The sequence below is a fragment of the Sporosarcina sp. YIM B06819 genome, from assembly GCF_033485175.1.
Lineage (GTDB): Bacteria > Bacillota > Bacilli > Bacillales_A > Planococcaceae > Sporosarcina.
The window spans coordinates 17,696-41,837 of sequence record NZ_JAWLIQ010000022.1; the positions used below are offsets into that span (position 1 = coordinate 17,696).

28 protein-coding genes are annotated in these 24,142 nt (G+C 43.5%); 27 read left to right on the forward strand and 1 reads right to left on the reverse strand.

Going from position 1 to position 24,142, the window contains the following annotated elements:
• Positions 1 to 155: 155 nt before the first annotated feature.
• The 22 genes from R2B72_RS14335 to R2B72_RS14440 all read left to right on the forward strand — a co-directional run bounded on the left by R2B72_RS14335 (position 156) and on the right by R2B72_RS14440 (position 18,454).
• Positions 156 to 428 carry an HU family DNA-binding protein gene (locus R2B72_RS14335; protein WP_318617329.1) on the forward strand — a complete coding sequence of 91 codons (273 nt, stop codon included), beginning with the start codon at positions 156 to 158 and terminating at the stop codon, positions 426 to 428.
• A gap of 426 nt (positions 429 to 854) precedes the next feature.
• Positions 855 to 1,427, forward strand: a complete 573-nt coding sequence (gene folE, locus R2B72_RS14340) for a GTP cyclohydrolase I FolE (protein WP_318617330.1) — start codon at positions 855 to 857, stop codon at positions 1,425 to 1,427.
• Between the two features lie 67 nt (positions 1,428 to 1,494).
• Positions 1,495 to 1,716, forward strand: a complete 222-nt coding sequence (mtrB, locus tag R2B72_RS14345) for a trp RNA-binding attenuation protein MtrB (RefSeq protein WP_318617331.1) — start codon at positions 1,495 to 1,497, stop codon at positions 1,714 to 1,716.
• A 50-nt stretch (positions 1,717 to 1,766) separates the two neighbouring features.
• Positions 1,767 to 2,468: a heptaprenyl diphosphate synthase component 1 gene (locus R2B72_RS14350; protein WP_318617332.1), complete on the forward strand. Its 702-nt coding sequence runs from the start codon at positions 1,767 to 1,769 to the stop codon at positions 2,466 to 2,468.
• 10 nt (positions 2,469 to 2,478) lie between these two features.
• Entirely contained in the window at positions 2,479 to 3,177 is a 699-nt protein-coding gene (locus R2B72_RS14355; RefSeq protein ID WP_318617334.1) for a demethylmenaquinone methyltransferase, read from the forward strand.
• 24 nt (positions 3,178 to 3,201) lie between these two features.
• Entirely contained in the window at positions 3,202 to 4,176 is a 975-nt protein-coding gene (locus R2B72_RS14360) for a polyprenyl synthetase family protein (RefSeq protein WP_318617336.1), read from the forward strand.
• An 84-nt stretch (positions 4,177 to 4,260) separates the two neighbouring features.
• Positions 4,261 to 4,707 carry a nucleoside-diphosphate kinase gene (ndk, locus tag R2B72_RS14365; RefSeq protein WP_318617338.1) on the forward strand — a complete coding sequence of 149 codons (447 nt, stop codon included), beginning with the start codon at positions 4,261 to 4,263 and terminating at the stop codon, positions 4,705 to 4,707.
• A gap of 112 nt (positions 4,708 to 4,819) precedes the next feature.
• Positions 4,820 to 5,590, forward strand: a complete 771-nt coding sequence (locus tag R2B72_RS14370) for a protein-glutamate O-methyltransferase CheR (protein WP_318617339.1) — start codon at positions 4,820 to 4,822, stop codon at positions 5,588 to 5,590.
• Between the two features lie 260 nt (positions 5,591 to 5,850).
• Positions 5,851 to 7,032 carry a chorismate synthase gene (gene aroC, locus R2B72_RS14375; protein WP_318617341.1) on the forward strand — a complete coding sequence of 394 codons (1,182 nt, stop codon included), beginning with the start codon at positions 5,851 to 5,853 and terminating at the stop codon, positions 7,030 to 7,032.
• A 2-nt stretch (positions 7,033 to 7,034) separates the two neighbouring features.
• Positions 7,035 to 8,141, forward strand: coding sequence for a 3-dehydroquinate synthase (aroB, locus tag R2B72_RS14380; RefSeq protein WP_318617342.1), 1,107 nt, complete (start codon positions 7,035 to 7,037; stop codon positions 8,139 to 8,141).
• Complete coding sequence (gene aroH, locus R2B72_RS14385; protein ID WP_318617343.1) at positions 8,141 to 8,503, forward strand: chorismate mutase; 363 nt, start codon at positions 8,141 to 8,143, stop codon at positions 8,501 to 8,503. The genes aroB and aroH overlap by 1 nt, the downstream gene beginning before the upstream one ends.
• A 22-nt stretch (positions 8,504 to 8,525) precedes the next feature.
• The gene (gene hisC / locus R2B72_RS14390) at positions 8,526 to 9,626 is read left to right on the forward strand and encodes a histidinol-phosphate transaminase (RefSeq protein ID WP_318617344.1); all 1,101 of its coding nucleotides are present in this window, start codon (positions 8,526 to 8,528) and stop codon (positions 9,624 to 9,626) included.
• Positions 9,623 to 10,723, forward strand: coding sequence for a prephenate dehydrogenase (locus R2B72_RS14395; RefSeq protein ID WP_318617345.1), 1,101 nt, complete (start codon positions 9,623 to 9,625; stop codon positions 10,721 to 10,723). Before hisC ends, R2B72_RS14395 begins: the two co-directional genes overlap by 4 nt.
• Positions 10,724 to 10,743: 20 nt before the next feature.
• Positions 10,744 to 12,036, forward strand: coding sequence for a 3-phosphoshikimate 1-carboxyvinyltransferase (gene aroA, locus R2B72_RS14400; protein WP_412177861.1), 1,293 nt, complete (start codon positions 10,744 to 10,746; stop codon positions 12,034 to 12,036).
• A gap of 189 nt (positions 12,037 to 12,225) precedes the next feature.
• Positions 12,226 to 13,491 carry a tetratricopeptide repeat protein gene (locus tag R2B72_RS14405; protein ID WP_318617346.1) on the forward strand — a complete coding sequence of 422 codons (1,266 nt, stop codon included), beginning with the start codon at positions 12,226 to 12,228 and terminating at the stop codon, positions 13,489 to 13,491.
• A gap of 1 nt (position 13,492) precedes the next feature.
• Positions 13,493 to 14,044 carry a ReoY family proteolytic degradation factor gene (locus R2B72_RS14410; protein WP_318617347.1) on the forward strand — a complete coding sequence of 184 codons (552 nt, stop codon included), beginning with the start codon at positions 13,493 to 13,495 and terminating at the stop codon, positions 14,042 to 14,044.
• Between the two features lie 59 nt (positions 14,045 to 14,103).
• Positions 14,104 to 14,550, forward strand: coding sequence for a DUF2487 family protein (locus R2B72_RS14415; protein ID WP_318617348.1), 447 nt, complete (start codon positions 14,104 to 14,106; stop codon positions 14,548 to 14,550).
• Positions 14,551 to 14,814: 264 nt separating this feature from the next.
• Positions 14,815 to 15,321, forward strand: a complete 507-nt coding sequence (locus R2B72_RS14420) for a ubiquinol-cytochrome c reductase iron-sulfur subunit (RefSeq protein WP_318617349.1) — start codon at positions 14,815 to 14,817, stop codon at positions 15,319 to 15,321.
• A gap of 23 nt (positions 15,322 to 15,344) precedes the next feature.
• The gene (qcrB, locus tag R2B72_RS14425) at positions 15,345 to 16,019 is read left to right on the forward strand and encodes a menaquinol-cytochrome c reductase cytochrome b subunit (RefSeq protein WP_041074536.1); all 675 of its coding nucleotides are present in this window, start codon (positions 15,345 to 15,347) and stop codon (positions 16,017 to 16,019) included.
• Positions 16,020 to 16,061: 42 nt separating this feature from the next.
• Positions 16,062 to 16,829 carry a menaquinol-cytochrome c reductase cytochrome b/c subunit gene (locus R2B72_RS14430; protein WP_318617350.1) on the forward strand — a complete coding sequence of 256 codons (768 nt, stop codon included), beginning with the start codon at positions 16,062 to 16,064 and terminating at the stop codon, positions 16,827 to 16,829.
• A gap of 75 nt (positions 16,830 to 16,904) precedes the next feature.
• Positions 16,905 to 17,504, forward strand: coding sequence for a DUF1405 domain-containing protein (locus R2B72_RS14435; RefSeq protein ID WP_318617351.1), 600 nt, complete (start codon positions 16,905 to 16,907; stop codon positions 17,502 to 17,504).
• Between the two features lie 281 nt (positions 17,505 to 17,785).
• Positions 17,786 to 18,454 (forward strand): zinc metallopeptidase, encoded by a 669-nt coding sequence (locus R2B72_RS14440; protein WP_318617353.1) that lies wholly within the window; start codon positions 17,786 to 17,788, stop codon positions 18,452 to 18,454.
• Between the two features lie 54 nt (positions 18,455 to 18,508).
• On the opposite strand, the gene R2B72_RS14445 is transcribed toward R2B72_RS14440, so the two are convergent.
• The gene (locus tag R2B72_RS14445) at positions 18,509 to 19,381 is read right to left on the reverse strand and encodes a YitT family protein (protein ID WP_318617355.1); all 873 of its coding nucleotides are present in this window, start codon (positions 19,379 to 19,381) and stop codon (positions 18,509 to 18,511) included.
• 108 nt (positions 19,382 to 19,489) lie between these two features.
• Here R2B72_RS14445 and R2B72_RS14450 point away from each other — a divergent pair, with 108 nt between their 5' ends.
• Genes R2B72_RS14450 through R2B72_RS14470 form a run of 5 tightly spaced genes read left to right on the forward strand, consistent with a single transcriptional unit; the run spans position 19,490 to position 23,954 of the window.
• The gene (locus R2B72_RS14450) at positions 19,490 to 19,825 is read left to right on the forward strand and encodes a nucleotide pyrophosphohydrolase (protein WP_318617357.1); all 336 of its coding nucleotides are present in this window, start codon (positions 19,490 to 19,492) and stop codon (positions 19,823 to 19,825) included.
• Positions 19,822 to 20,622: a 4-hydroxy-tetrahydrodipicolinate reductase gene (dapB, locus tag R2B72_RS14455; protein ID WP_318617359.1), complete on the forward strand. Its 801-nt coding sequence runs from the start codon at positions 19,822 to 19,824 to the stop codon at positions 20,620 to 20,622. The genes R2B72_RS14450 and dapB overlap by 4 nt, the downstream gene beginning before the upstream one ends.
• 41 nt (positions 20,623 to 20,663) lie before the next feature.
• Positions 20,664 to 21,806: an N-acetyl-alpha-D-glucosaminyl L-malate synthase BshA gene (gene bshA / locus R2B72_RS14460; protein ID WP_318617361.1), complete on the forward strand. Its 1,143-nt coding sequence runs from the start codon at positions 20,664 to 20,666 to the stop codon at positions 21,804 to 21,806.
• Complete coding sequence (locus tag R2B72_RS14465) at positions 21,803 to 22,993, forward strand: CCA tRNA nucleotidyltransferase (RefSeq protein ID WP_318617363.1); 1,191 nt, start codon at positions 21,803 to 21,805, stop codon at positions 22,991 to 22,993. The genes bshA and R2B72_RS14465 overlap by 4 nt, the downstream gene beginning before the upstream one ends.
• Positions 22,971 to 23,954: a biotin--[acetyl-CoA-carboxylase] ligase gene (locus R2B72_RS14470; protein ID WP_318617365.1), complete on the forward strand. Its 984-nt coding sequence runs from the start codon at positions 22,971 to 22,973 to the stop codon at positions 23,952 to 23,954. The genes R2B72_RS14465 and R2B72_RS14470 overlap by 23 nt, the downstream gene beginning before the upstream one ends.
• Positions 23,955 to 24,142: the final 188 nt, after the last annotated feature.

The window sequence follows — 24,142 nt, forward strand, 5'->3', positions numbered from 1 at the left end:
AGATCCGTCAAAAACGGATCTTTTTCTGCGTTTTTGTGTAGAAAGCGCATGATAATGGGGAAATAACGATAATATTGTTGCGTCGCGGATTTTGTTGTGATACTCTTTTTACAGTATTAAAGCTTGGTGAATTCCTTTGAGGGGAGGTGAATGGTGTGAATAAAACAGAATTGATTAACTCAGTGGCTGAAGCAGCAGGTCTAACAAAGAAAGATGCTACAAAAGCTGTTGAATCTGTATTCGAAACGATCCAGTCTACTCTTGCAAAGGGTGATAAAGTACAACTGATTGGTTTCGGAAACTTTGAAGTTCGTGAGCGTGCAGCTCGTAAAGGACGTAACCCGCAATCTGGGGAAGAAATCGATATTGCTGCAAGCAAAGTTCCTGCTTTTAAAGCGGGTAAAGCGCTTAAAGACGCAGTGAAATAATTTTTTAGCTTACATAGAAGTCCGTCCGGCGTATCTGATTATCAGGTACTTTGGTCGGACTTCTTTCCTTTTACCGCTAAAAAGAAGTAAGTGAACTGTACGGAAATGAGCGAGTATGCTACTATTTTTGTTGGAATAGCTTTATCAGGGAGGAATGCAGTTCGATTCCTCCCTGATAAAGCTTCCGGCGGATGTCACAGATTTTGAAAGGAGCTAAGGAGGGCAGTCTAATTGCGAGATATCTAGAAAGTGCCTTAATTTCTGCAAAGAACACAGAAATACGGCAAATCGAACCCTGCGCAGTTCGATTCGCAACAAGGAAGGATACAGTTCAATCCTTCCCCACTGTAGGCCTCCCGCTCGATTCAAAATCTGGACGCAATTACGCCAAGGCGTAATTGATTTTCGACTTTAGGAGGATTCGTTATGTTAAATGATGTCGATTATAGGAAGATAGAGAAGGCAGTTACAATGATCCTTGAAGCAATCGGTGAAAATCCGAAACGTGAAGGTCTGATCGATACTCCGAAGCGAGTTGCGAAAATGTATGCCGAAGTATTCGAAGGTTTAAACAAAGATCCAAAAGATTATTTTAAAACGGTTTTCCACGAAAATCATGATGAAGTTGTACTTGTCAAAGATATCCCTTTCCACTCGATGTGCGAACATCATCTTGTACCATTTTTCGGACATGCACATATAGCATACATACCACGTGACGGCGCAGTTGCTGGACTTAGTAAATTGGCAAGGGCAGTCGAAACAACTGCCAGAAGGCCCCAATTACAAGAAAGAATTACATCCACAGTGGCAGATGCCATGATGGACATGTTGAATCCAATCGGTGTCTATGTCATTGTTGAGGCAGAGCATATGTGTATGACGATGCGAGGCATTAAAAAACCGGGTGCAAAAACTGTGACAACAGTGGCACGAGGTATTTATGAACAAGACGATGTAAAACGGGCTGAAATTTTGTCACTTATTAAAATGACTTGAGTCCTTTGCGGGCAAGTTCTTTTTTATGATATGATGAGTCAGTATATAACAGACGGGAGCGGTAAATATGACACAACCTGACTATATTGTGATTAAAGCACAAGAGGATGGCGTAAACGTCATCGGATTGACGCGAGGCAATGATACAAAGTTTCATCATACGGAAAAATTAGACCGTGGTGAAGTCATGATTGCCCAGTTTACTGAACATACGTCAGCGATGAAAATACGCGGCAAAGCCGACGTTCATACGGCATATGGTGTTGTGTCAAGCGAAGCGAAAGACTAATTCGTCTATGACACACTCTTCCGGAGACGTCTTTGAATGGAGATCCGACGATGGAAAGACAAAAAATTAAACAGTATATCGAAAAATATAGTAGTGAATTAGAGCGAGCCTTGCACGAGCCCATTGTAGACAGGGACGCTGGGCAGCTACCAATGGACACTGCGAAAGCTTTCTTCCTTCTGTTACCAATGTTGAACGGGGAACGATGGACGGAGCGTTTAAACACAGCAGCAATCGCTGTGGGCGCTGTCCATGCTGCATTTGATGCACACGATACGATTGATGTGTCAGATGCTACATCCAAGCAGCAACAGCTCACAGTACTATCAGGCGATTATTTTAGTGGGGTCCATTATCGACTTCTTGCGTCAATTCCAGAATTAGGCTTCATTCAATCGTTGTCACAAACAATTGGGCGCATTAACGAGGTGAAAACCACACTTCACCAACAGCTACCTGACGAACCTGAACAATTGATTGAGGCTGTTCGAATCATTGAGGCGGGATGTATAACGGATTTCTTGCATACATTCGGTTTTTCACGCTACGTAATGCTTGCTAATGCAGCATTGCCGCTTCTTTGTTTGGAAGATGGAAATGGAGCAAAGACAAGTCATGCGACGCAACTGCTGCATGACGAACTGCGGGAGGCCCTTCAGGCGTCAGATTTTCTGGAGCCATTTTTACAACAGGAAATCCGTAGCCTAGCGTTGCCACTTTCTCGGAAAATCGAATTGACCCTAAAGAAATGAGGAATGCCCCTTGGTAACTTCTAAAGAGCAAAAGGTCCATAAAGTCTTTGAAAAAATATCTGTCGATTATGATAAGATGAATTCCGTCATCAGTTTTAACCAACATAAAAAATGGCGTAATGATATCATGATGCGGATGGATGTTCGTGAAGGATCACAAGTATTAGACGTCTGTTGTGGGACGGCAGATTGGACGATTGCGCTAGCTGATGCAGTTGGAACTACGGGTCATGTAACAGGTCTTGACTTTAGTGAAGGTATGCTAGAAGCAGGTCGACCTAAAACTGCTCAATATCCTAATATTAAGCTTGTCCAAGGCAATGCGATGGAGTTACCTTTCTCGGATAATTCATTTGACTATGTGACAATTGGCTTCGGATTGCGTAATGTACCGGATTATTTGACGGTATTGAAAGAAATGAACCGTGTTCTAAAGCCGGGTGGTATGATTGCTTGCTTGGAGACTTCTCAAACTGAAATTCCAGTTTATAGGCAAGTGTTCCGATTCTATTTTAAGTTTATTATGCCTGTCCTCGGAAAAGTATTTGCGAAAAGCTATAAGGAATATTCATGGCTGCAAGAATCAGCAGATGATTTTCCTGGTAAGAAACAGCTTGCACAGCTATTTACAGAAGCAGGCTTTGCAACAGTGTCCTATAAAACATATAGTGGTGGTGCGGCGGCAGGCCATGTAGGGTATAAACAATAAAGACCGCGGGGGAAGGTAATCGTTTTGGAGAAATTGAAGTTAATGACACTTTATGCCGATTTTCGAAAGGACATCGCATATATAGAAAAGGAACTTGAACGATCCGTCCATTCCTCTTCCCCAATCATCCAGCAAGCATCACTGCATTTACTTCGTGCTGGTGGAAAGAGAATACGTCCTATTTTTGTGATTTTGGCTTCCAAATTTGGTTCCTATTCTTTGGAGGACGTATCGAAAGTAGCAGTGTCTCTTGAGCTTGTCCATATGGCATCTCTTGTCCATGATGATGTCATCGATGATTCAGATATACGTCGGGGCTTTGAGACGGTGAAGGCACGCTGGGATAACCGGATAGCCATGTATACAGGGGATTTTATCTTTTCTCGTGCGCTGACATCCATCGGAGAGATTGAACTACCAGCTGTTCATCAGTTACTTGCAAAGACGATGCTTGAAATTTGCAAAGGGGAAATCATCCAGATTGATCATCAACGAAAAACTGATCAGACAATCCGTGATTATTTGCGCCGCATTAAACGTAAGACAGCACTGTTGCTATCGTCAAGCTGTGAGTTGGGCGCTCTTGTCTCACAAGCAGATTCGGCTGTTGTGGGGAAAATGCGTCGATTCGGTTATTATGCAGGAATGGCATTTCAAATTGTGGATGATATTCTCGATATTACTTCGACGGACAAACAGCTTGGAAAACCGGCGGGTAGTGATTTATTGAACGGACATTTGACGTTGCCTATTTTATACATAAAAGATGACCCTGTCTTTCAACCGTATATGGAGCGTTCGTTTGACGGAACATTAACAGAATGTGAGCGGGATGAGATGCTTGATTATATTCGGGGAACAGGCGCCATTGAGCAAGCGCAACAAGTGAGTGATTTATATTTGCAAAAAGCACTCAATGAATTAGACAACTTGCCTAAGGGAGATGCGAAAAAAGCATTCGTGCAAATTGCTGAATTTATTGGGAAACGTAAATATTAATTGGTTTTTAGTTGAAAGATAAAGCGCTGGATGGTACGATCGACAAGGAGAAATCCGGATACATACAAGAAGGAGTGTTTACACATGGAAAGAACATTTTTAATGGTTAAGCCTGACGGCGTACAACGTAATCTAATCGGTGAAATCGTAGGCCGTTTTGAAAGCAAAGGATTTAAACTTGTAGGCGCGAAACTTATGCAAATTACACCAGAACTTGCTGCGCAACATTACGGTGAGCATAAAGAACGTCCATTCTTCGGCGAACTTGTTGACTTCATTACTTCAGGTCCTGTATTTGCAATGGTATGGGAAGGCGAAAACGTGATTTCTGTTGGTCGTCTAATGACAGGCGCAACAAACCCGAAAGAATCTGCACCAGGAACAATTCGTGGTGACTTCGCAGTTACTGTCGGTAAAAACATCATTCACGGTTCTGATGCACCGGAATCAGCAGTTCGTGAAATCGGTCTTTTCTTCAATGAAGCAGAGCTTGTTTCTTATGATAAAACAATGAATAACTGGATTAACTAATCCATAAATATCCGTAAAAACAGCCTTGCATTCGTGCTCGGCTGTTTTTTTTATTCCGTAATTGCTTCTAATCGGCTATACTAGAAGGAACATATGAACGGGAGGGGTTACATTGCCGGATTATGCCGCATTTATCGGAAATATTAAGAAGAAGACGGGCATCGATTTATCACTGTATAAAGAAGCCCAAATGAAGAGGAGACTTACATCTCTTTATGAGAAAAAAGGTTATCGAAATTTTAAGGATTATTTCGAGGCGATACATAATGATAACGAGTTGCTTGAAGAATTTCTTGACAGGATGACGATCAACGTCTCCGAATTTTACCGCAATGCCCAGCGATGGGATGTGCTTGAAAAAAAGATTTTCCCGAAGTTGCTTGCTCAAAATAAAAAACTGAAAATTTGGAGTGCTGCTTGCTCGACGGGGGAGGAACCTTATTCCCTAGCGATGGTATTATCTTCGCATGTGCCCGTACGTGATATCGCTATTTTAGCGACGGACCTCGATTTAGGTGTTATAGAGCGGGCGAAGGTTGGTCTTTATCCTGAAAGGTCATTGAAGGAAGTACCAGCACCGGTCGTGAAGCAGCATTTTAACAATGATGGTCATTTTTTTCAGGTGAAAGATGAAATCAAGAAGACGGTAACGTTTAAACAGCAAAATTTGCTGGAAGATCGCTTTGATACTGGCTTCGATTTAATTGTTTGTCGCAATGTCATGATTTATTTCACAGAGGAAGCAAAAGATCAAATTTACATGAATTTTTCCAAGTCTTTGAAAACGGGCGGAATTCTTTTTGTCGGGAGTACTGAACAGATATTCAATCCGGCTAAGTATGGTTTCGAGTCTGAAGATACGTTCTTTTACAGAAAAGTATAAGAAAGTTCGAAATATCCGGGTATCTTTCCGGATATTTTTCATATAAACATATAGTCAAACGGACTTTACTCTGGTAAGGTGCTATAAAGTGAAACTTCAGTCAGTGGGGCGTTTTCCCCCCGCTGGCTGTTAGTTGAACCAATCGGGCATTTACGGGCAGTTGAAACTCAGGCTAACCTATTTGTTAATCCGAAGTTTATAGTGAATGCCTTACTGCCCGTTAATGCGGGATAAAACAGATAGTTGGAGGGGGAAATGAAATGAGGTATTTTACAGCAGGAGAATCACATGGTCCGCAATTGACGGCAATTATTGAAGGGCTACCTGCCCAAATGGAATTGACGGCTGAAATGATTAATGGTGAACTGTCAAGACGGCAGGGAGGGCATGGCCGTGGCAGACGGATGCAAATCGAAAAAGATCAGGTTATCATCTCGTCAGGAGTTCGTCATGGCAAGACGTTAGGCTCTCCAGTAACGTTGACGGTGGTCAACGATGATTGGAAGCATTGGACATCCATTATGGGCATCGAGCCATTGCCAGAGGACGTTAAACCAGAAGATGTGAAGAGACAGATTACAAGACCGAGACCGGGTCATGCGGATCTTGTGGGGGGCATGAAGTACGGCCATCGCGATTTACGCAATGTGTTGGAACGATCATCTGCTCGTGAGACAACAATGCGCGTAGCAATTGGAGCGGTAGCGAAGCAGTTTTTGCGTGAATTAGATATTGAAACGGTCGCTCATGTAACTGATATTGGCGGATTCACAACAAACCCAGATACATATGCAGGAAAAGGGGCGCAGGAGTTACGTGACATCATTGAAAATGACCCTGTTTACTGTGCAGACCCTGAAGCATCTAAACAGATGGTGCAGGCCATCGATGATGCAAAAGGCCGTGGAGACACAGTTGGTGGTGTTGTAGAGGTCATTATTGAAGGTTGTCCTCCGGGTATCGGCAGCTATGTTCAATTTGATCGTAAAATGGACGGCAAACTTGCTGGGGCGATGATGAGCATCAATGCATTTAAAGGTGTGGAAATCGGACTCGGGTTTGATATGGCGAAAATGCCAGGCAGTCAAGTGCATGATGAAATTGCTTGGAATGAAGAACAGGGCTATACCCGCAAGTCTAATCGTTTGGGCGGTCTTGAGGGTGGGATGACAACAGGTATGCCGATTGTTGTCAGAGGTGTTATGAAGCCGATCCCTACGCTCTACAAGCCCCTTGAAAGTGTGGATATTGATACAAAAGAGGCGTTTGTGGCTACGATTGAGCGTTCAGATCCTTGTGCAGTCCCAGCAGCTTCCGTTGTAGCAGAGCATGTCATTGCTACTGAAATGGCTAAAGCCATTATGGAGGAATTCCGCTCAGATACGATGGACGGGCTTAAAAAGGAGATTGCACAATACAGACGCTACGTAAAGGAGTTTTAACTATGGGGAAACTGACGGTCAACATTAAGAATCATGAATACGATGTTCATATTGGTCAGCATACCTATGCGTTGTTTGCCACTGATTATGCGGAACTCTTTGAACGTGCGGATCGAATCGCGATCCTAGCAGACGAACAAGTGGCCACCATCCATTTACCGCTCCTGCAACAAGCGTTGACATTCACCAATCGTGACGTTGTCGTGAAAACAGTGCCGGCGGGCGAAAGTTGTAAAACGCCTGCTGTCTATGTTGATTGTCTGTCATTTTTGTTAAATGAAAAATTCACGCGCGACTCGCTAATCATTGCGTTTGGTGGTGGTGCTTGTGGCGATTTAACTGGATTTGTCGCAGCGACGTTTATGCGCGGTATCCGTTTCCTGCAATGTCCGACAACGATTTTGGCTCATGATAGTGCGGTGGGCGGAAAAACGGCGATTAATATGCCGGAAGGGAAAAATATGGTAGGCTCCTTCCATCAACCGTCTGGTGTTTTCTTTGATACGTCTCTTTTTACCACCTTACCAGCGAAAGAAATTCGGTCGGGTATGGCAGAATTATTGAAACATGCTTTGATATCGGATGGAGAGTGGTCGGACGAATTACTGTCCAATCCCTCTTTCTCACAACCTGCTATTGATTGGTTGTCCGCTGAACTGCTGAAAGGCACTGAGGTGAAGGCTAAAATTGTAGCAGAAGATGAATTTGAACATTCCACGAGGAAATACCTTAATTTTGGTCATACATTTGGTCATGCGGTGGAAGCAGCATGTGGGTTTGGCGGCTTGAGCCACGGGGAGTCCGTAATGATTGGTATGGCTTACAGCCTCATTTTAAGCGAGCGACACGGTACGATTGATGAACAATTTACAAAACGCTTCATTGTGTTTTTGGATAAACATGGATATACATTCCAACCGATTTATGATCATACATTCGAAGTATTTATGAATTATATGGAAAAAGATAAAAAAGCTTCTTTTGGAAGGTTGAATTTTGTATTGCTGGACACAGTGGGCAATCCATTTGTCAAAGAACTATCAAAAGAGCAGTGCGAGGAAGCCTTTGAACAGCTAAGGCGACGCGTAGAAGGGAATGGGACACTATGATGGTTAGAGGATTACGAGGTGCAACGACTGTCGAATTAGACGACGAGCAGACTGTTTTAAAGGCGACAGAAGCACTTGTCATTGAAATGGCGGAGGCTAACAAAATTTCACCGAAAGATATCATTTCTGTGCTTATTTCGACGACGAAGGATGTGACATCCGCTTTCCCGGCAAAAGCGGTTCGCACAATTGAAGGCTGGACGTATGTACCTGTTATGTGTACGCACGAGATGGACGTGCCGGGAGCAATGCCACTTTGTATTAGAGCACTTATGCATGTCAATACGGATACCCCACAGCGATTCATACAACATATTTATCAAAATGAAGCGGTGAAATTACGACCTGACTTACAAAAATAAATTGTGTACCGGAGGGATTAAGTTGAACTGGAAACCAGCACTTGAAGGGATGACCCCTTATAAACCAGGTAGATCGATTGAAGAGGTGACGCGCCTCTATGGACTAAAAGAAGTTGTCAAGCTTGCGTCAAACGAAAATCCCTATGGCTGCTCGCCATCTGTCAAAGAATTTATCGCGACGGATGCCATTCAGCATGAAATTTATCCGGATGGTTACGCAAGTTTATTGCGCAGTAAGGTAGCCGCTAAACATGATGTCAGTGAGGATGCATTATTATTTGGCAATGGCTCTGATGAAATCATCATGTTGATAGCAAGGGCGCTTCTGGGCAAGGGAACGAATACGATTATGGCGACAACAACCTTCCCGCAATATGCGCATAATGCAAAAATTGAAGGTGCTGAGATCAAGCAAGTGCAGTTGAAAGACGGGCAGCATGATTTAGAAGGATTTGCTCGTGCTATCGATGATGAAACGTCTGTCGTTTGGGTCTGTAATCCCAATAACCCGACAGGTAATTTAATTCCAAGCGATCAGTTACTCGCTTTCATTGAACAAGTACCAGAAAATATTCTTGTTGTTCTGGACGAAGCTTATTTTGAATATATTACTGCGGATACTCACGTAGATTCGGTTACATGGCTTGGAAAATTTCCGAATATTATCATTCTCCGGACATTTTCAAAAGCCTATGGGTTGGCTTCATCGAGGGTGGGCTATGCCATTGGTCAGCCTGAAGTCATTGCTCATCTCAATAAAGTACGTAGCCCGTTCAATAATAACTCCACGGGACTTGCTGTTGCTGAACGAGCATTGGCAGACCAAGCATTTATCGATCAATGTCGCCAGGTGAATCATGAACAGCGAGCACGATTTACACAATATGCTGCAGATAATAACTTACATGTATTTGATTCTCAAACGAATTTTGTGTTACTAGAAGTTCCTGTTGATGCGGATCAAGCTGCGGAAAAATTATTGCAGCAAGGATTCATCATCAGAAGCGGCAATGCACTTGGAACACCCGGTTATGTCCGTGTGACGATTGGAACAGAACAGCAGAACAGTGATTTCTTCGCTGCATTTGATACGTTGTTAGTCGTGGAAGGTTCAATGAAATGAAACTGAATGTTACAATTATTGGATTAGGTTTAATTGGGGGGTCTCTAGGGCTTGCGCTGAAACGAGACCCCGAACTACATGTTACTGGCTATGACAGGTCGTTTAGTACATTGGATCAGGCATTCCGTAGAGGGATTATCGATACAATCGCCACATCTATTGACAATGCATGTGAACAAGCGGATGTTATTATTTTTGCAACACCGGTGAATACAACAGTCGCAATGATGCAGCAGGCAGTCAATTGGACAGTAAAAGAAGACGTCATCATGACAGACACGGGTAGCACAAAAGGGCCCATCATGGAGGCGGCCAAAGCATTACTGGCCCGTGGCATTACGTTTATCGGCGGTCATCCTATGGCGGGGTCCCATAAAAGCGGAGTGACCGCGGCTAAAGGACATCTGTTTGAAAATGCGTATTACATATTAACACCGGATTCACGAACAGATAGCACCAAGGTAGAGTGCCTGCGTCAATTGCTAGCGCCGACGAAAGGGAAAGTCGTCGTACTAGATGCAGGAGAACATGATAGGATGACGGCCATTGTGAGCCATTTCCCGCATCTTGTTGCATCTTCTCTCGTCGGAAGACTGTCAGCACAGCAACAACAGCAACCATTCGTTAATAAATTGGCAGCTGGTGGATTTCGTGATTTAACGCGTATTGCATCAGCGGACCCTATTATGTGGCGTGATATTACGACACAAAATAGGGCCGAATTGTTAAAGCAACTGGATGGATGGCTAGAGGAAATGGGCCATGTTCGGGACATGCTAATGTCAAATGATCCAGCTGAAATTTATGATTATTTTGCTGAGGCCAAGAAATATAGGGATGATTTGCCGATTACGTCGCAAGGCGCATTTTATACAACGTTCGATTTACATATCGACATTCCTGACCATCCAGGTATTATTTCAGAAATCACAAAAATATTAGCAGATGAGCGCATTAGTTTGACGAATATCCGCATTGTTGAAACAAGAACGGATGTCTTTGGAATTCTGGTCGTCAGCTTCCAGAGTGCTGATGACCGTGAGCAAGCAAAATCTGCACTTGCCAAAGCAGTGGACTATAGTATGCAAATCGTTTAGGGGGGCTTTTCTTGGTGGAAATGAAAAAAGTAGCGTTCGATAAACCAGTATTACAGGGTGAAATTACAGTACCGGGTGATAAATCCATTTCACATCGTGCTGTCATGCTAGGCTCAATTGCCAAAGGAACAACATCAATCTCAGGCTTCCTTGATGGTGAAGATTGCCTACGGACGATTGATATTTTCAAACAACTAGGTGTATCCATTGAAAGAGATGGTACAAATGTGACGGTGGAAAGCCCGGGTATGCATGGATGGCAACAGCCATCTAGTCCGCTTTATGCAGGTAATTCAGGGACAACAGCACGTTTGATACTCGGTATACTAGCGGCTTCACGGGTAACTTCGGTATTAACGGGGGATGAATACTTGTCAAAACGCCCGATGAAAAGGGTGTCACTGCCATTAAGGTCAATGGGCGCATCCATTACAGGTGAGGCTGATAGTAATCTTCTGCCACTGACGATTACGGGGGGGCCGTTGACAGCGATTGATTATGATATGCCTATCGCCAGTGCACAAGTGAAATCAGCCATACTTTTTGCAGGGTTAACGGCTGATGGGGAAACATCTGTTAGCGAACAGACAGTGTCACGTGACCATACAGAACGAATGCTTGCACAATTTGGTGTGGATATTCAGAAGGAAGGCAACAAGGTTCGGGTGAAAGGCGGCAGTGATCTTCATGGCACGCCGGTTCGTGTACCAGGAGATATTTCGTCTGCAGCATTTTTCATGGCTGCGGCAGCGATGGTAGAGGGAAGTTCTGTGACGTTCAAAGATGTGGGGCTTAATCCAACAAGGACTGGCATATTGGATGTATTGAAGTCTATGGGTGCTAAGATTGACATTCTTGAAAAAACGGACGGACCTGGTGAACCGTATGGAACAGTTGCCATTTCACACGATGGATTGCAAGCTACGGAAATTAGCGGTGATCTGATCCCGAGGCTGATTGACGAATTACCTGTCATCGCTTTGTTGGCAACGCAAGCGCAAGGCGTGACGGTTATTAAGGACGCCGCAGAACTGCGTGTCAAAGAAACAGACAGAATTACGGCGGTAACGACAGAACTGAAGAAATTAGGCGCGCAAATCGAAGAGACTGTAGATGGCATGATTATTCACGGACCGACTGCGTTATCAGGTGGCACACTGTCCTCTTATGGCGATCATCGCATTGGCATGATGGCAGGAATTGCAGCACTAGTAGCATCTGAACCAATCACAATTGAGGATCCTTCGTGCATTAATATTTCTTATCCGACTTTTTTCAATGACCTCGAAAAACTTGCCTTTCCTATAAAGTGAAACTCCAATCAGCAGGGAGGCATTATTCCCTGCTGATTGTTTGTTGAACCAATCGATCTTTTACGGGCAGTTGCCCCGTTTATTTATGTTATGATAGTCTTGAATTAAGGGACTTACTGCCCGTTAATACGAGATAAACATTCAGGGATAATAGACGAATGTATACATTGTGAAAGAATAGGTGAAAATATGGGACAGTTACAGCAAGTTGAAAGATATATTCAGGAAGGCGATGTAGACGCGCTTGGTCGGCTCATCGATCAGTTAAATGAGTCAACCGATTTCGATTTGCTATATGAAGCAGCTGGCCTACTCGCAGATTATGGATTTATGGGAGAGGCAGATCGTATTTATGAAACATTGCTTCTTCATTTACCAGATGAAGCGCAGCTGAAAATTGATCGAGCGAGTACGTTGCTTGAACTTGGCGAAGAAGACGAAGCGCTTTTGCTCTTGACAGATGTTGGCCCAGATGATGAAGAGTATGTGCAAGCACTTCTTGCATTAGCTGATTATTATCAGATGTCTGGTATGGCAGAAGCAGCACTTGCCAAGATTAAGGAAGCACATGCACTTGCTCCTGATGAGCCTGTGATCCGATTTGCTTATGCAGAATTGCTCCTTGATTCTGGTAAGTACGGAGAGGCAGTCCGTCTGTATCTTGACTTGCATGAGGAAACAGACGAAATTGGTGGGATTAGTATACTGTCGAGGCTCGCAGAAACATATAGTGCAGGGGCGGCTTACGAAGAAGCTATCCCTTATTATGAAGAAATGCTTCAAGAACAAGTCTTGCCGGATACACTGTTTGGGGCGGCATTTGCCTATTTCCAAAGTGGCAATGCAGAAAGAGCAGTGGCGCATCTTACGGACTTGATTGACATGGATCCTGATTATTTTTCGGCCTATATGTTGGCGGGCCAATCGCTGTCTGTGATAGGTGAGGATCGTAAAGCCTATGAACTATTTAAAGATGGTATTCGAAGAGATGAATTTGATAAAGAACTTCAGTTAGCAGCGGGGAAATCAGCTTTAAAACTGGGCTTAGCGGATGAGGCGGAAGAGCATTTACACGAAGCGCTAGCTCTTGACCCTGAATATATGGAAGCATTGATTACCTTAGCCTCGTTGCATAATGAAAGGGAAGAGGACATTAAATTGTTTGAACTCCTTTCGGATACAAAAGATGAGTGGGACGACCATCCTTTACTGAATGCTTTTTTAGCATATGCCTACGAACGTGAGGAACAATACGACGATGCATACGTATCCTATAGTAAGGCATATGTTGGAATGAAAGAGGATCACGGATTTCTTGAAAGCTTTGCTAAGTTCTTATTGGAAGAAGGAAAGCGCGACGAGGCTCTTGTGATTGTGAAGGAATTAGTTACTATTATTCCTGAAAACGAGTATTGGAGAGCCTACCTGGAAGCGCAAAATGACGAGGAGGTGTGACATGACGGCCATGATTCCTGTCGCTGCTAAAAAGGATTTTGTCCGATGGTTCTTAAAGCAGTACAAATTGAAGCGCCGTGAATGTGTGTGGATTTTGAATTATCTTCTTAGCCATGAACACCTTCTGCACAACGTCCACTTTACAGATGAAGCACATTATTGTCCACGGGCGATGGTGATGTCGACAACGGGGTCAGAAAGTATTCCATTTCGCTTTTACAAAGGAAATTTGATGACCGCTGATGCTGAAAAATCATTTCATGATTTGAGACTTCATCCAGATGATAAAATGTATATCCAGCTTAATTTTCCGAACAGCCATGCTTGTCCACACTATGCGAGTGTCCGTGAAGAGAACCCGTTTCTTCCTACGTACTTGCAAGTGAGTGACAGTGATCGGAAAATTGCACAGCAACTACTTGAAGAATGCATAGTTTCTGCAACGGTGGATACCCTGATGAAAAGAGTCGATGAAGCCCTTGATGCCAATGATAAGGAAAGATTCATTGTATTATCTGCTATGCTGAACGACATGAAGGTAACGAAAGAATGACGACTCCATCTTTCAATATAGATGGAGTCCTTTGCTGATTGATGGGAGGATTTACAGTAATGAACTGGACTGCAAAAGATATGGATACATATTTGCAACAAAAAGATTATATTGATACGCTCATTGTCCCACTTCTTAAAGTGGAAACAGCGCTTGGGGCTATGAAAAATAGTACGTCATCCTCTGAGTTTCTGATGCATCTCGCGACGTTTATCGAAACGCAATTCAAGGGTCGTATGATGCTGATGCCACCATTTGCTTATACACAGTCTATGGATTTGCAAGCGATGGCAGAAACGTTGTCTCGTGATATATCATCCGCATCATTCAAACATGTATTTTTCTTGACGACTGATTCGGCTTGGACAAGTATTGAAATGGGGGGCGAAATCATCTGGTTCCCATCGATTCCGCTTGAAAGTATGGACCCCCAGCTACGCCAAACAATCATTGAAGATCAACTTCGCCAAGTGTTGCCAAGATTCATGGAAAAGTGGTCGCAATAATCAATTATGCTTCGGCGTAATTGTGTCCGGATTTTTATCGAGCTTGTTGCCGCAGGACGCGGCGAAATTAGGTTGCCTTCCTTTCTTCGTTCAGCGGGGGTTTTTACTGAATGAAGATAAAATTCGATATTTGTTCACATTCTTACATGAGTAAAGAAAGCATGATTGAATTTCCTTTAGTATTGATATATCATAGATATGTCCTAGTATTACAATTAGCAAAAATATGTCCGTTGGACTGACCTTTAAGTAAGAGGAGGGAAAATGATGAGCAACAAAGTGTCAAGACGCCAATTCATGAGTTATACACTTATGGGAACTGGTGGATTTATGGCATCTGCAATGCTGATGCCGATGGTTCGTTTTGCGATTGATCCTGTCTTGCAGGAGTCAACTGGTGGAGACTTCATACCGACATCGCAAAAAGTGGACGACCTTACGGATATTCCCGTTCGTGTTGACTTCACAATCAAGGATCAAAAAGATGCTTGGTATAAATCTGACGTATCAAACACGGCTTGGGTTTATAAAGAAGGCGACAAAGTTGTTGCACTTTCACCTGTTTGTAAACACCTTGGCTGCACAGTGAACTGGGCGGGCGACGAGAAGCACCCTGATTTGTTCTTCTGTCCATGCCACGCAGGACGCTACACGAAAGATGGTAATAATGTACCAGGAACACCACCGACAGGACCTCTTGACGAGTATGAAGTTAAAGTCGTAGACGGATTCGTGTATCTCGGAGTAACAAAACCGAACACATTAGTTTAAAATTGTAAGGGGGTACGACCGAAGTGCTAAATAAAATTTATGATTGGGTTGACGAACGGTTGGATATCACCCCAATATGGCGTGACATCGCTGACCACGAAGTACCTGAGCACGTAAACCCTGCACATCACTTTTCTGCATTCATCTATTGTTTCGGAGGACTGACGTTTTTCGTCACGGTTATCCAAATTCTTTCCGGTATGTTTCTTACAATGTATTACACACCGGATATCGAAAATGCATGGAAATCCGTTTATTACCTTCAAAATGAAGTAGCATTCGGTGAGATTGTGCGTGGGATGCACCACTGGGGAGCATCACTTGTTATTGTTATGATGTTCCTACATACGCTGCGTGTCTTCTTCACAGGTTCTTACAAGAAACCGCGTGAACTGAACTGGGTTGTCGGAGTATTAATCTTCGCCGTTATGCTTGGACTTGGTTTCACGGGTTATCTATTACCATGGGATATGAAAGCATTATTCGCTACGAAAGTAGGAATTGAAATTGCGGCTTCTGTTCCATTCATTGGAGAATCGATTAAGATCCTGCTTGCAGGGGATTCAACGATTCTTGGTGCACAAACATTGACGCGTTTCTTCGCGATTCATGTATTCTTCCTACCAGCTGCTTTGCTTGGGTTGCTTGCAGCACACTTTATCATGATTAGAAGACAAGGTATTTCTGGACCTCTATAAGAGGTGAAAGAATTTTAAAGAGATAGTAAAGGAGGGGACACCATGCAACGCGGAAAAGGGATGAAATTTGTCGGAGATTCGCGCATTAAGGCTACCAACAAAATGCCGAACGTCCCGAAAGATTACTCGGAATATCCGGGGAAAACAGAAGCTTTTTGGCCAAACTTCCTGTTGAAGGAATGGATGATTGGTGCCGTTTTCTTAATCGGATATTTAATATTAACGGTTGCACATCCGTCTCCGCTAGAACGTCAAGCGGACCCAACGGATACGATGTATACGCCGGTTCCAGACTGGTACTTCCTTTCTATGTATCAGTTACTGAAGTATGAATTTGCTTCTGGAGCTTTTAATATTATTGGTGCAATTGTTATGCCAGGATTAGCATTTGGTGCATTGATGCTTATGCCATTCTTGGATACTTCAAAGGAGCGTCGTCCATTCAAACGTCCGCTTCCAACAGCATTTATGCTTCTTTCATTCGCAGCTTTGTTCTACCTAACATGGGAATCTGTTGTGAACCATGACTGGGAAAAGCAAGCAGCATTAGGTGCAATTCGCGAGGAAGTTGTATTTGATACGGAATCTGAGGGTTATCAAATCTATGCAGGCGCTTCATGTATCGGTTGTCACGGTGATGCGTTCCAAGGCGCACTTGGTCCGACATTAGTAAACACTGGCCTGACAGCAGAAGAAATTACTACAATTGTTCATGATGGTCGAGGAGATATGGCTCCAGGATTATTTAAAGGAACAGAAGAAGAACTAAAAGTTCTCGCTGATTTCATTGCAGGATTGAAAAGCGAGTAATTAATAGAACGTAAAAAGAGTCAGGAAACTGACTCTTTTTTTGTATACATAATAAGAGTTTTTGGGGAGGTGCCTATGGATTACTTGCAGAGAGCTTGGCTCATACTTTCACATAAATCATTTCTTTGGGTTTTATTATTTATCAATATATTGGGTACGGTGTATGGCTATGCTTGGTATATGTGGCAGCTGGAAATAACTGAGCCGAAGTTTTGGATTTTTGTGCCGGATAGTCCGACAGCAAGCTTGTTTTTCGGGTTGGCAGTTATCGGATGGTTGATTGGCAAGAACTTCAAACTGATTGAGGCACTTGCCCTTATTACACTCGTTAAGTATGGTCTATGGGCAGTGGTTATGAATATCTTGACGCTGATTGAGACAGGTGAACTTCATTGGGTTGGTTGGATGTTGGTTGGATCGCATTTTGCGATGGCTGTGCAAGCTGTACTGTACAGTTCGCTGTATCGCTTTAGCTTTATCCATATTGCGATAGCGGCTGTCTGGACGCTTCACAATGATGTCATCGATTATGTCTTTGGTCAGATGCCGATCTATGGTGATTTGATGAAATACATGAATCAGATTGGTTATTTTACGTTCTGGTTGTCAATTGCCTGCATATTGCTCGCTTGTTGGGTGTGGAGAAGAAGAGTAGCAACTGTTATACGGTTCTAAATCAATTGCGCCTTGGCGTAATTGTGTCCAAATTTTGAATTGTGCTTGAGGCCTACATGGGAGAAGGATTGAACGGCATCCTTCTTTGTAGGTCATGCATCCGTTGCTGCAGGACGCAGCGAATCTAGGATGCCATCCCTAACTCCTTTCAAAATTTGTGACATCCGCCGGAGGCTTACTTTCTTCAGCAGTGCACTTCTGCTGAAGAAAGTAAAAAGTTGCAGTGGCTGTACTCCCGTTATAGAATAGGTCTTATATATATATGAGGGAGGAAATTGTTTATGTTTTGGATTTACTTGGCGGCAATTATTATTTTGCCACTTTATGCCCAGTTCAAAGTAAAGAGTACGTATAAAAAGTATTCAAAAGTCCGTTCAACATCAGGTATGACGGGAGCGGAAGTGGCTCGTCGTATTTTAGATCATAATGGTTTGCAAAATGTTCAAGTTGTGGAAAGTCAGGGTTATTTGAGTGATCATTACAACCCGATGACAAAAATTGTTGCTCTATCATCACAAAATTACCACGAAGCATCCGTTGCGGGTACAGCTGTCGCGGCACACGAGGTCGGACACGCGATTCAGGATAAGGAAGCTTATTCATACCTTCGTTTTCGCCACCGACTAGCACCTGTTGCGAGCTTCACGTCTAACGCATCTTGGGTGTTCATCATGATTGGGGTTATTTTCTCCAGCATGAACTCATTGCTTGGTATCGGGATTGCCTTGCTTGCTGTTGGGGTTGTCTTTCAATTGGTTACTTTACCGGTAGAATTCAATGCATCGACACGTGCGATGAATCAAATTGTTGAACTTAATATTATTCGTAACGAAGAAGAACCACATGCTAAGAAAGTACTCAGTGCAGCAGCGATGACATATGTTGCAGCAGCGGCAGTAGCTGTTCTTGAATTGGTTCGTCTGTTGTCCATATTTACGAGTAGAGACTAAATCTAAAAATCCGTCACTCATTAGAGGGACGGATTTTTTTAGATGTCATGTTAGTTATCGTTCAAGCGGTTGTTTTTGTTCATCTAACGTAAAGCCTTCACCCATGACATCGTGTGCGTCAATAAGCGATACGAACGCGTGTGGATCGATGGAGGTGATGATATTTTTCAAGCGCATGATTTCATTTCTGCCGACAACGCAGTACAGGATTTCTCGATCAGCCTTTGTATAATGACCGTAGCCCCTAAAGACGGTAACACCGCGCTCCATTTCGGCAGCGATTTTTTCTGCAATCTCGTCTTGCGCGTCGGAGATGATGAAAGCACCCCTAGCTGCATAGGCACCTTCTTGAACAAAATCGATGACGCGGGCACCAACAAATAAGGCGACAAGCGTGTACATCATAGAACGGTGATCCAAATAGACGGCCCAGGAAACGAGAATAACAGCAGCGTCAAACATAAACATCGTTTTTCCCATGCTCCAGCCCATGTATTTCTGGGCAAGACGTGCGATAATATCAACACCACCCGTTGTGCCACCATACCTAAAAATGATGCCGAGCCCAATCCCTATGAAAACGCCGGCAAACAAAGCGACAAGGAGCAAATCATCTTTTAGATGGATATCAATCTGATAGACCATGAAGACTTTGATGAAAATAGACACAGCTATCGTTCCAATAACCGTGTAAATGAATACTCGTTTGCCGAGCAACTTCCACCCAATGATGAACATAGGGATATTTAGAACGAGGTTCATAATAGCCGGGTCCCAGTTGAACGCAAATAATAAAATAAGTGTAATTCCTGTAAAACCGCCTTCGGCAAGTTCGTTTTGAATGTTAAAATGGACGAGTCCGAAACTGAAGATGGCAGCACCGAGTATGATGAAAAAGATATTTTTAACTTTAATTCCGTCAAGCATGTACTGCACACCTTTCCTAATCTAACTGAATAGGATTATTATCAGTCATATTTTATATTTTGACAATAGTGGCGTTAATTTATACGATAGGGTAGGGAGTTGAAGCGAATGGAGTCATCAAAGTCGTTAGAAGGACTACAACAGGAAGTCGATTTGTACATAAACAGCTTTAAAGAAGGGTATTTTCCACCGATGGAATTGCTAGCTCGCTTGACTGAAGAGCTCGGAGAATTGTCGCGGGAAGTGCAGCATGTCTATGGGATGAAAAAGAAAAAGTCGACTGAGGCGGTCCGTTCACTGGAAGAAGAGACAGGAGATTTGTTTTTTGTACTTGTCTGTTTCGCCAATTCGCAAGGAATTAGCTTAGAAAAGGCGCTCACGACTGTTCTGACTAAATTTCAGCAGCGTGATGCCGATCGTTGGACAAAAAAGGAGGAACTATGATGATAAAAGTGGCAATAGCAGGAGCGCGTGGCAGACTAGGAAGTGCTGCACTTCAAGCAATTACAGCAGCACCTGATATGGAAGTAGTGGCTGCTCTTGATTATAAATATGATGGACTGTATTTACATAATTCGATGATCACAGAAGAGCCTGGAGGAGTTCCGTTCTATACATCACTAGCTCAGTTGATGACTGATACACAGCCAGACGTCCTGCTCGACGTGACCGATCCGGATGCCGTTTTCAATAATGTAAAAGAGGCCATTGCTTTAGGAATCCGACCAGTCGTTGGGACATCAGGTCTTTCAAAGGAGAAAATTGCGATTTTAACTGAACTGTCAGCTGCTGCCCGAGTCGGTTGTATTATTGCGCCGAATTTCTCAATTGGTGCGGTATTGATGATGAAATTCTCAGTGATGGCAGCACGTTATCTCGGAGATGTTGAAATTCTTGAAATGCACCATGACCGTAAACTTGACGCACCTTCGGGAACTGCAGTGAAAACAGCTGAAATGATCACAAAAGTTAGAGAGCCGCATGTACAAGGGCATCCAGAAGAACAAGAGCATCAAGCTGGTGCGCGTGGTGCCGATGTTGAAGGCATGAAAATCCATAGTATACGCTTGCCAGGGTTGCTCGCGCACCAGCAAGTGTTGCTTGGTGGTGAAGGTGAGCTACTGACCATTCGTCACGATTCATTTGACCGCAACAGCTTTATGCCGGGCATTCTAATGGCAACACGCGAAGTCATAGCAAAAACAGACCTTGTCTATGGACTTGAAAATATTATTGATTAAACAGTAATTTGAAATAAGTAAGGATGTTAGAACGAAAGGAAATGTTGAAATTGGAAAAATTGAAAGTAGGTGTAATCTGCTACCCTTCACTCGGAGGGTCTGGGGTTGTAGCAACCGAACTTGGGAAAATGATGGCGGATAGAGGCCATGAAATGCACTATATTACGTCCGAGAGGCCTTTTCGGTTTCTCGACGCACATCCCAACATCCAATTTCATGAAGTGAAAATTGACGGTTATGCAGTGTTTAAATATCCACCTTATGATATCGCGCTTGCCAATCGTATTGCCCATGTCATTGAAACAGAAAAGCTAGACTTGCTACATGTGCATTATGCTGTGCCGCACGCTGTATCCGCTGCACTCGGTAAAGATATGGCGAATTCAACGATTGGTGTGATTACAACGTTGCATGGTACGGATGTGACGATTCTTGGACATGACCCAGCATTGCGTAATACAGTTCGCTATGGCATTCATAAATCGACAATAACAACGACCGTTTCAGAATCCTTGCGACAAGAGACGCTTGAATTAATTGAGCCGGAAAAAGATTTATTGACCATCTATAATTTTATCGATGAAAACAAATATCGTCCTGTTGATGCAGGAAAGCTAAAAAGTGAACTCGGCATTGAACGACATGAAAAAGTAATCATTCACATATCAAATTTTAGAGCAGTCAAGCGTGTGCCTGATATTATTGAAAGCTTCCGACTTGTTGCGAAAAAAGCTAATGCAAAATTACTACTGGTCGGAGATGGACCGGAGAAAATGGCAATGGAAGAGCTCGTTCATGATTTAGGTCTTCAAGACAACGTCATTTTCACGGGTAAACGTGATGATTTACCAGAGCTACTGGCGATAAGCAATGTTATGTTTTTATTGTCAGAAAAAGAGGCGTTTGGCCTTGTATTGCTTGAAGCAATGGCTTGTGGTGTGCCATCTGTGGCGACGGCTATTGGAGGGATTCCAGAAGTCATTGAGGATAGTGTCAATGGTTTTCTTGTGCCACTTGGGGATACGGCGCTAGCTGCAGAAAAAGCGCTGCAACTACTACAAGATGATAAACTTTATGCGACGTTCAAGGAAAATGGCTTTGCGACCGTATCAGATAAATTCCATTCATCGACTATCGTGACACAATACGAAAAATTGTATTATGAAGTGGCGGGAAGTCAATGACAGCCCTTTTTGCAACAGAGTCGAGTCGTGAAGTCATCCGTTTACTTGAACAAGCGGGCTATGAAGCAGTATTTGTGGGAGGGGCTGTTCGAGATTATGTCTTAGGCAAGCCTGCGATGGATATCGATATTGCCACTTCGGCAAAGCCTGAACAAGTAAAGGCCATATTTCCGATGACCGTTGATGTTGGGGCGGCGCATGGTACGGTTCTGGTGCTGATGGACGGCGAACCGATTGAAGTGACGACGTATCGAACGGAAGGAACGTATAGCGATCATCGTCGTCCTGACGCAGTACAGTTCGTGACATCCTTGCGAGAGGATTTACTGCGCAGAGATTTCACGATGAACGCACTTGCCATGACAAAAGATGGTGAACTGATTGATTTATTTGGTGGGCAACAGGATATGGCGCGCCAACTGATCCGTGCTGTAGGTCATGCTGCTGATCGTTTTAGTGAAGATGCCCTTCGGATGTTTCGAGCAGTGCGTTTTGCAGCGGTTCTCAATTTTGACATTGAAGAAGACACCTTTAAAGCCATTCGTAGCCATGCACCACAGATTCAGCATATTTCAGTGGAACGATTAAAAGCAGAAATGGATAAGCTATTTAAAGGTTCTAATCCCGTGAAAGCATTTCACTTCATTCAACAAACAGCACTGGCTAGTCACTTGCCTTTATTTCCGGAAAACGTTGACAAGCTGGGTCAAATGGTACCTTACGAAACGGCAATCGAAGGGTGGTCTTGCTTGATGGTGGCAGGCGATTTTACCCCGGGGGCGGTTGCTAAAGCGTACAAGCTGTCGAATGCTGAGAAATCATTTTTACTGTCTGTGCAACAAGCTTATACGCGAAGATCCACAGAGTTGTTCACGCTCGACGATTTGTATAAGTTTGAGCTAGCTGTTTTGCAAGTAGTTGAAAAATTGGTTCATGTAATGGGGGATGCGCGTCAAGTATTGTCAAATTTAGACATAACTTCTATGAAACAAGCATTACCGATTCAATCGATTGCAGATGTAGCTGTAACAGGCAAAGATTTGATGATGTGGACGGGGTTACGTGGTGGTAGATGGACGGGTGAATGGATGAGTAAAATCACGAGGGCTGTCCTTCATGGGCGATGTGATAATCATCCAAACAACATAAAGGAATGGTTTCTTGATGAATTCAAGCGTGAAAAATGAATTACTGAGAAGATTGTTTGAAGCAAACGGCGGACCTGTATCTGGACAGGAAATTGCCGATGAGTATGGCTTGTCCAGAACAGCTATATGGAAATATGTCAAGGAGCTCGAAAAGGAAGGCTATGAAATTGGGACCATTCGCAAGAAAGGTTATACGCTGATGGCCTCACCTGATCGAGTGAATGCAGCAAATATCCAACAGCATCTGACGGCAAAAAGTTACGGTCAACACATTCAGTATTTTGAAACATGTGCGTCAACCCAGATTATCGCTCACGAAGAAGCGCAATATGGCGCAGCTGATGGCACTGTAATTATTGCGGAGGAACAGACGGCAGGAAGGGGACGCATGGCGCGTCCATGGAGTTCTACATCTGGCAAAGGGATTTGGATGAGTGTCATTTCACGTCCGTCACTGACGCCGCAACAGGCGCCGCAGATGACGCTCGTTGCGGCAGTTGCGGTCACGCGTGCCATTGAAGAAATCACGGGCATTGAGCCAACGATTAAATGGCCGAATGATATTTTAGTGGATGGTAAAAAAGTGACTGGTATTTTGACGGAGTTACAAGCAGATCCGGACCAAGTAAAAGCGATTATTCTTGGGATTGGCATGAATGTCAATCAGGAGCTAGCCGATTTTCCAGAGGAATTACGGGATATTGCTACATCTCTACAAATTTTGATGGATAAACCTGTTGACCGAGCACGACTAATCGCAAAAATTCTTGGGTTTCTTGAACTCTACACGGCTATGTATGTGAAACATGGTTTTGGTCCCATTAAACTGTTGTGGGAAGGTTATTCCAATACTACGGGCAAACGAATTCGTGCGGTCATGCTGAATGAAACAGTAGTGGGGACGGCACTCGGTATTTCCGAGGAAGGCGTATTGGAACTGAGATTGGATGATGGCTCGATACGTGGCATTTATTCTGCGGATATTGAAGTTTCGGGTTAATGTGTCAAGTTTTTGACTTCGATTTGTATACATGTATCTGCCAATTTGTTATAGTAGTGTCGAAGGGCGGTATCGTTTTGTGAACTGCACCTGTTAGGAATACGTTGAAAAAACAAAAATTCAATAAGATCTGCCTTGATCTTACCAAAGACAGGGACGGAGGAAACCATCACAAGATGATACAACCC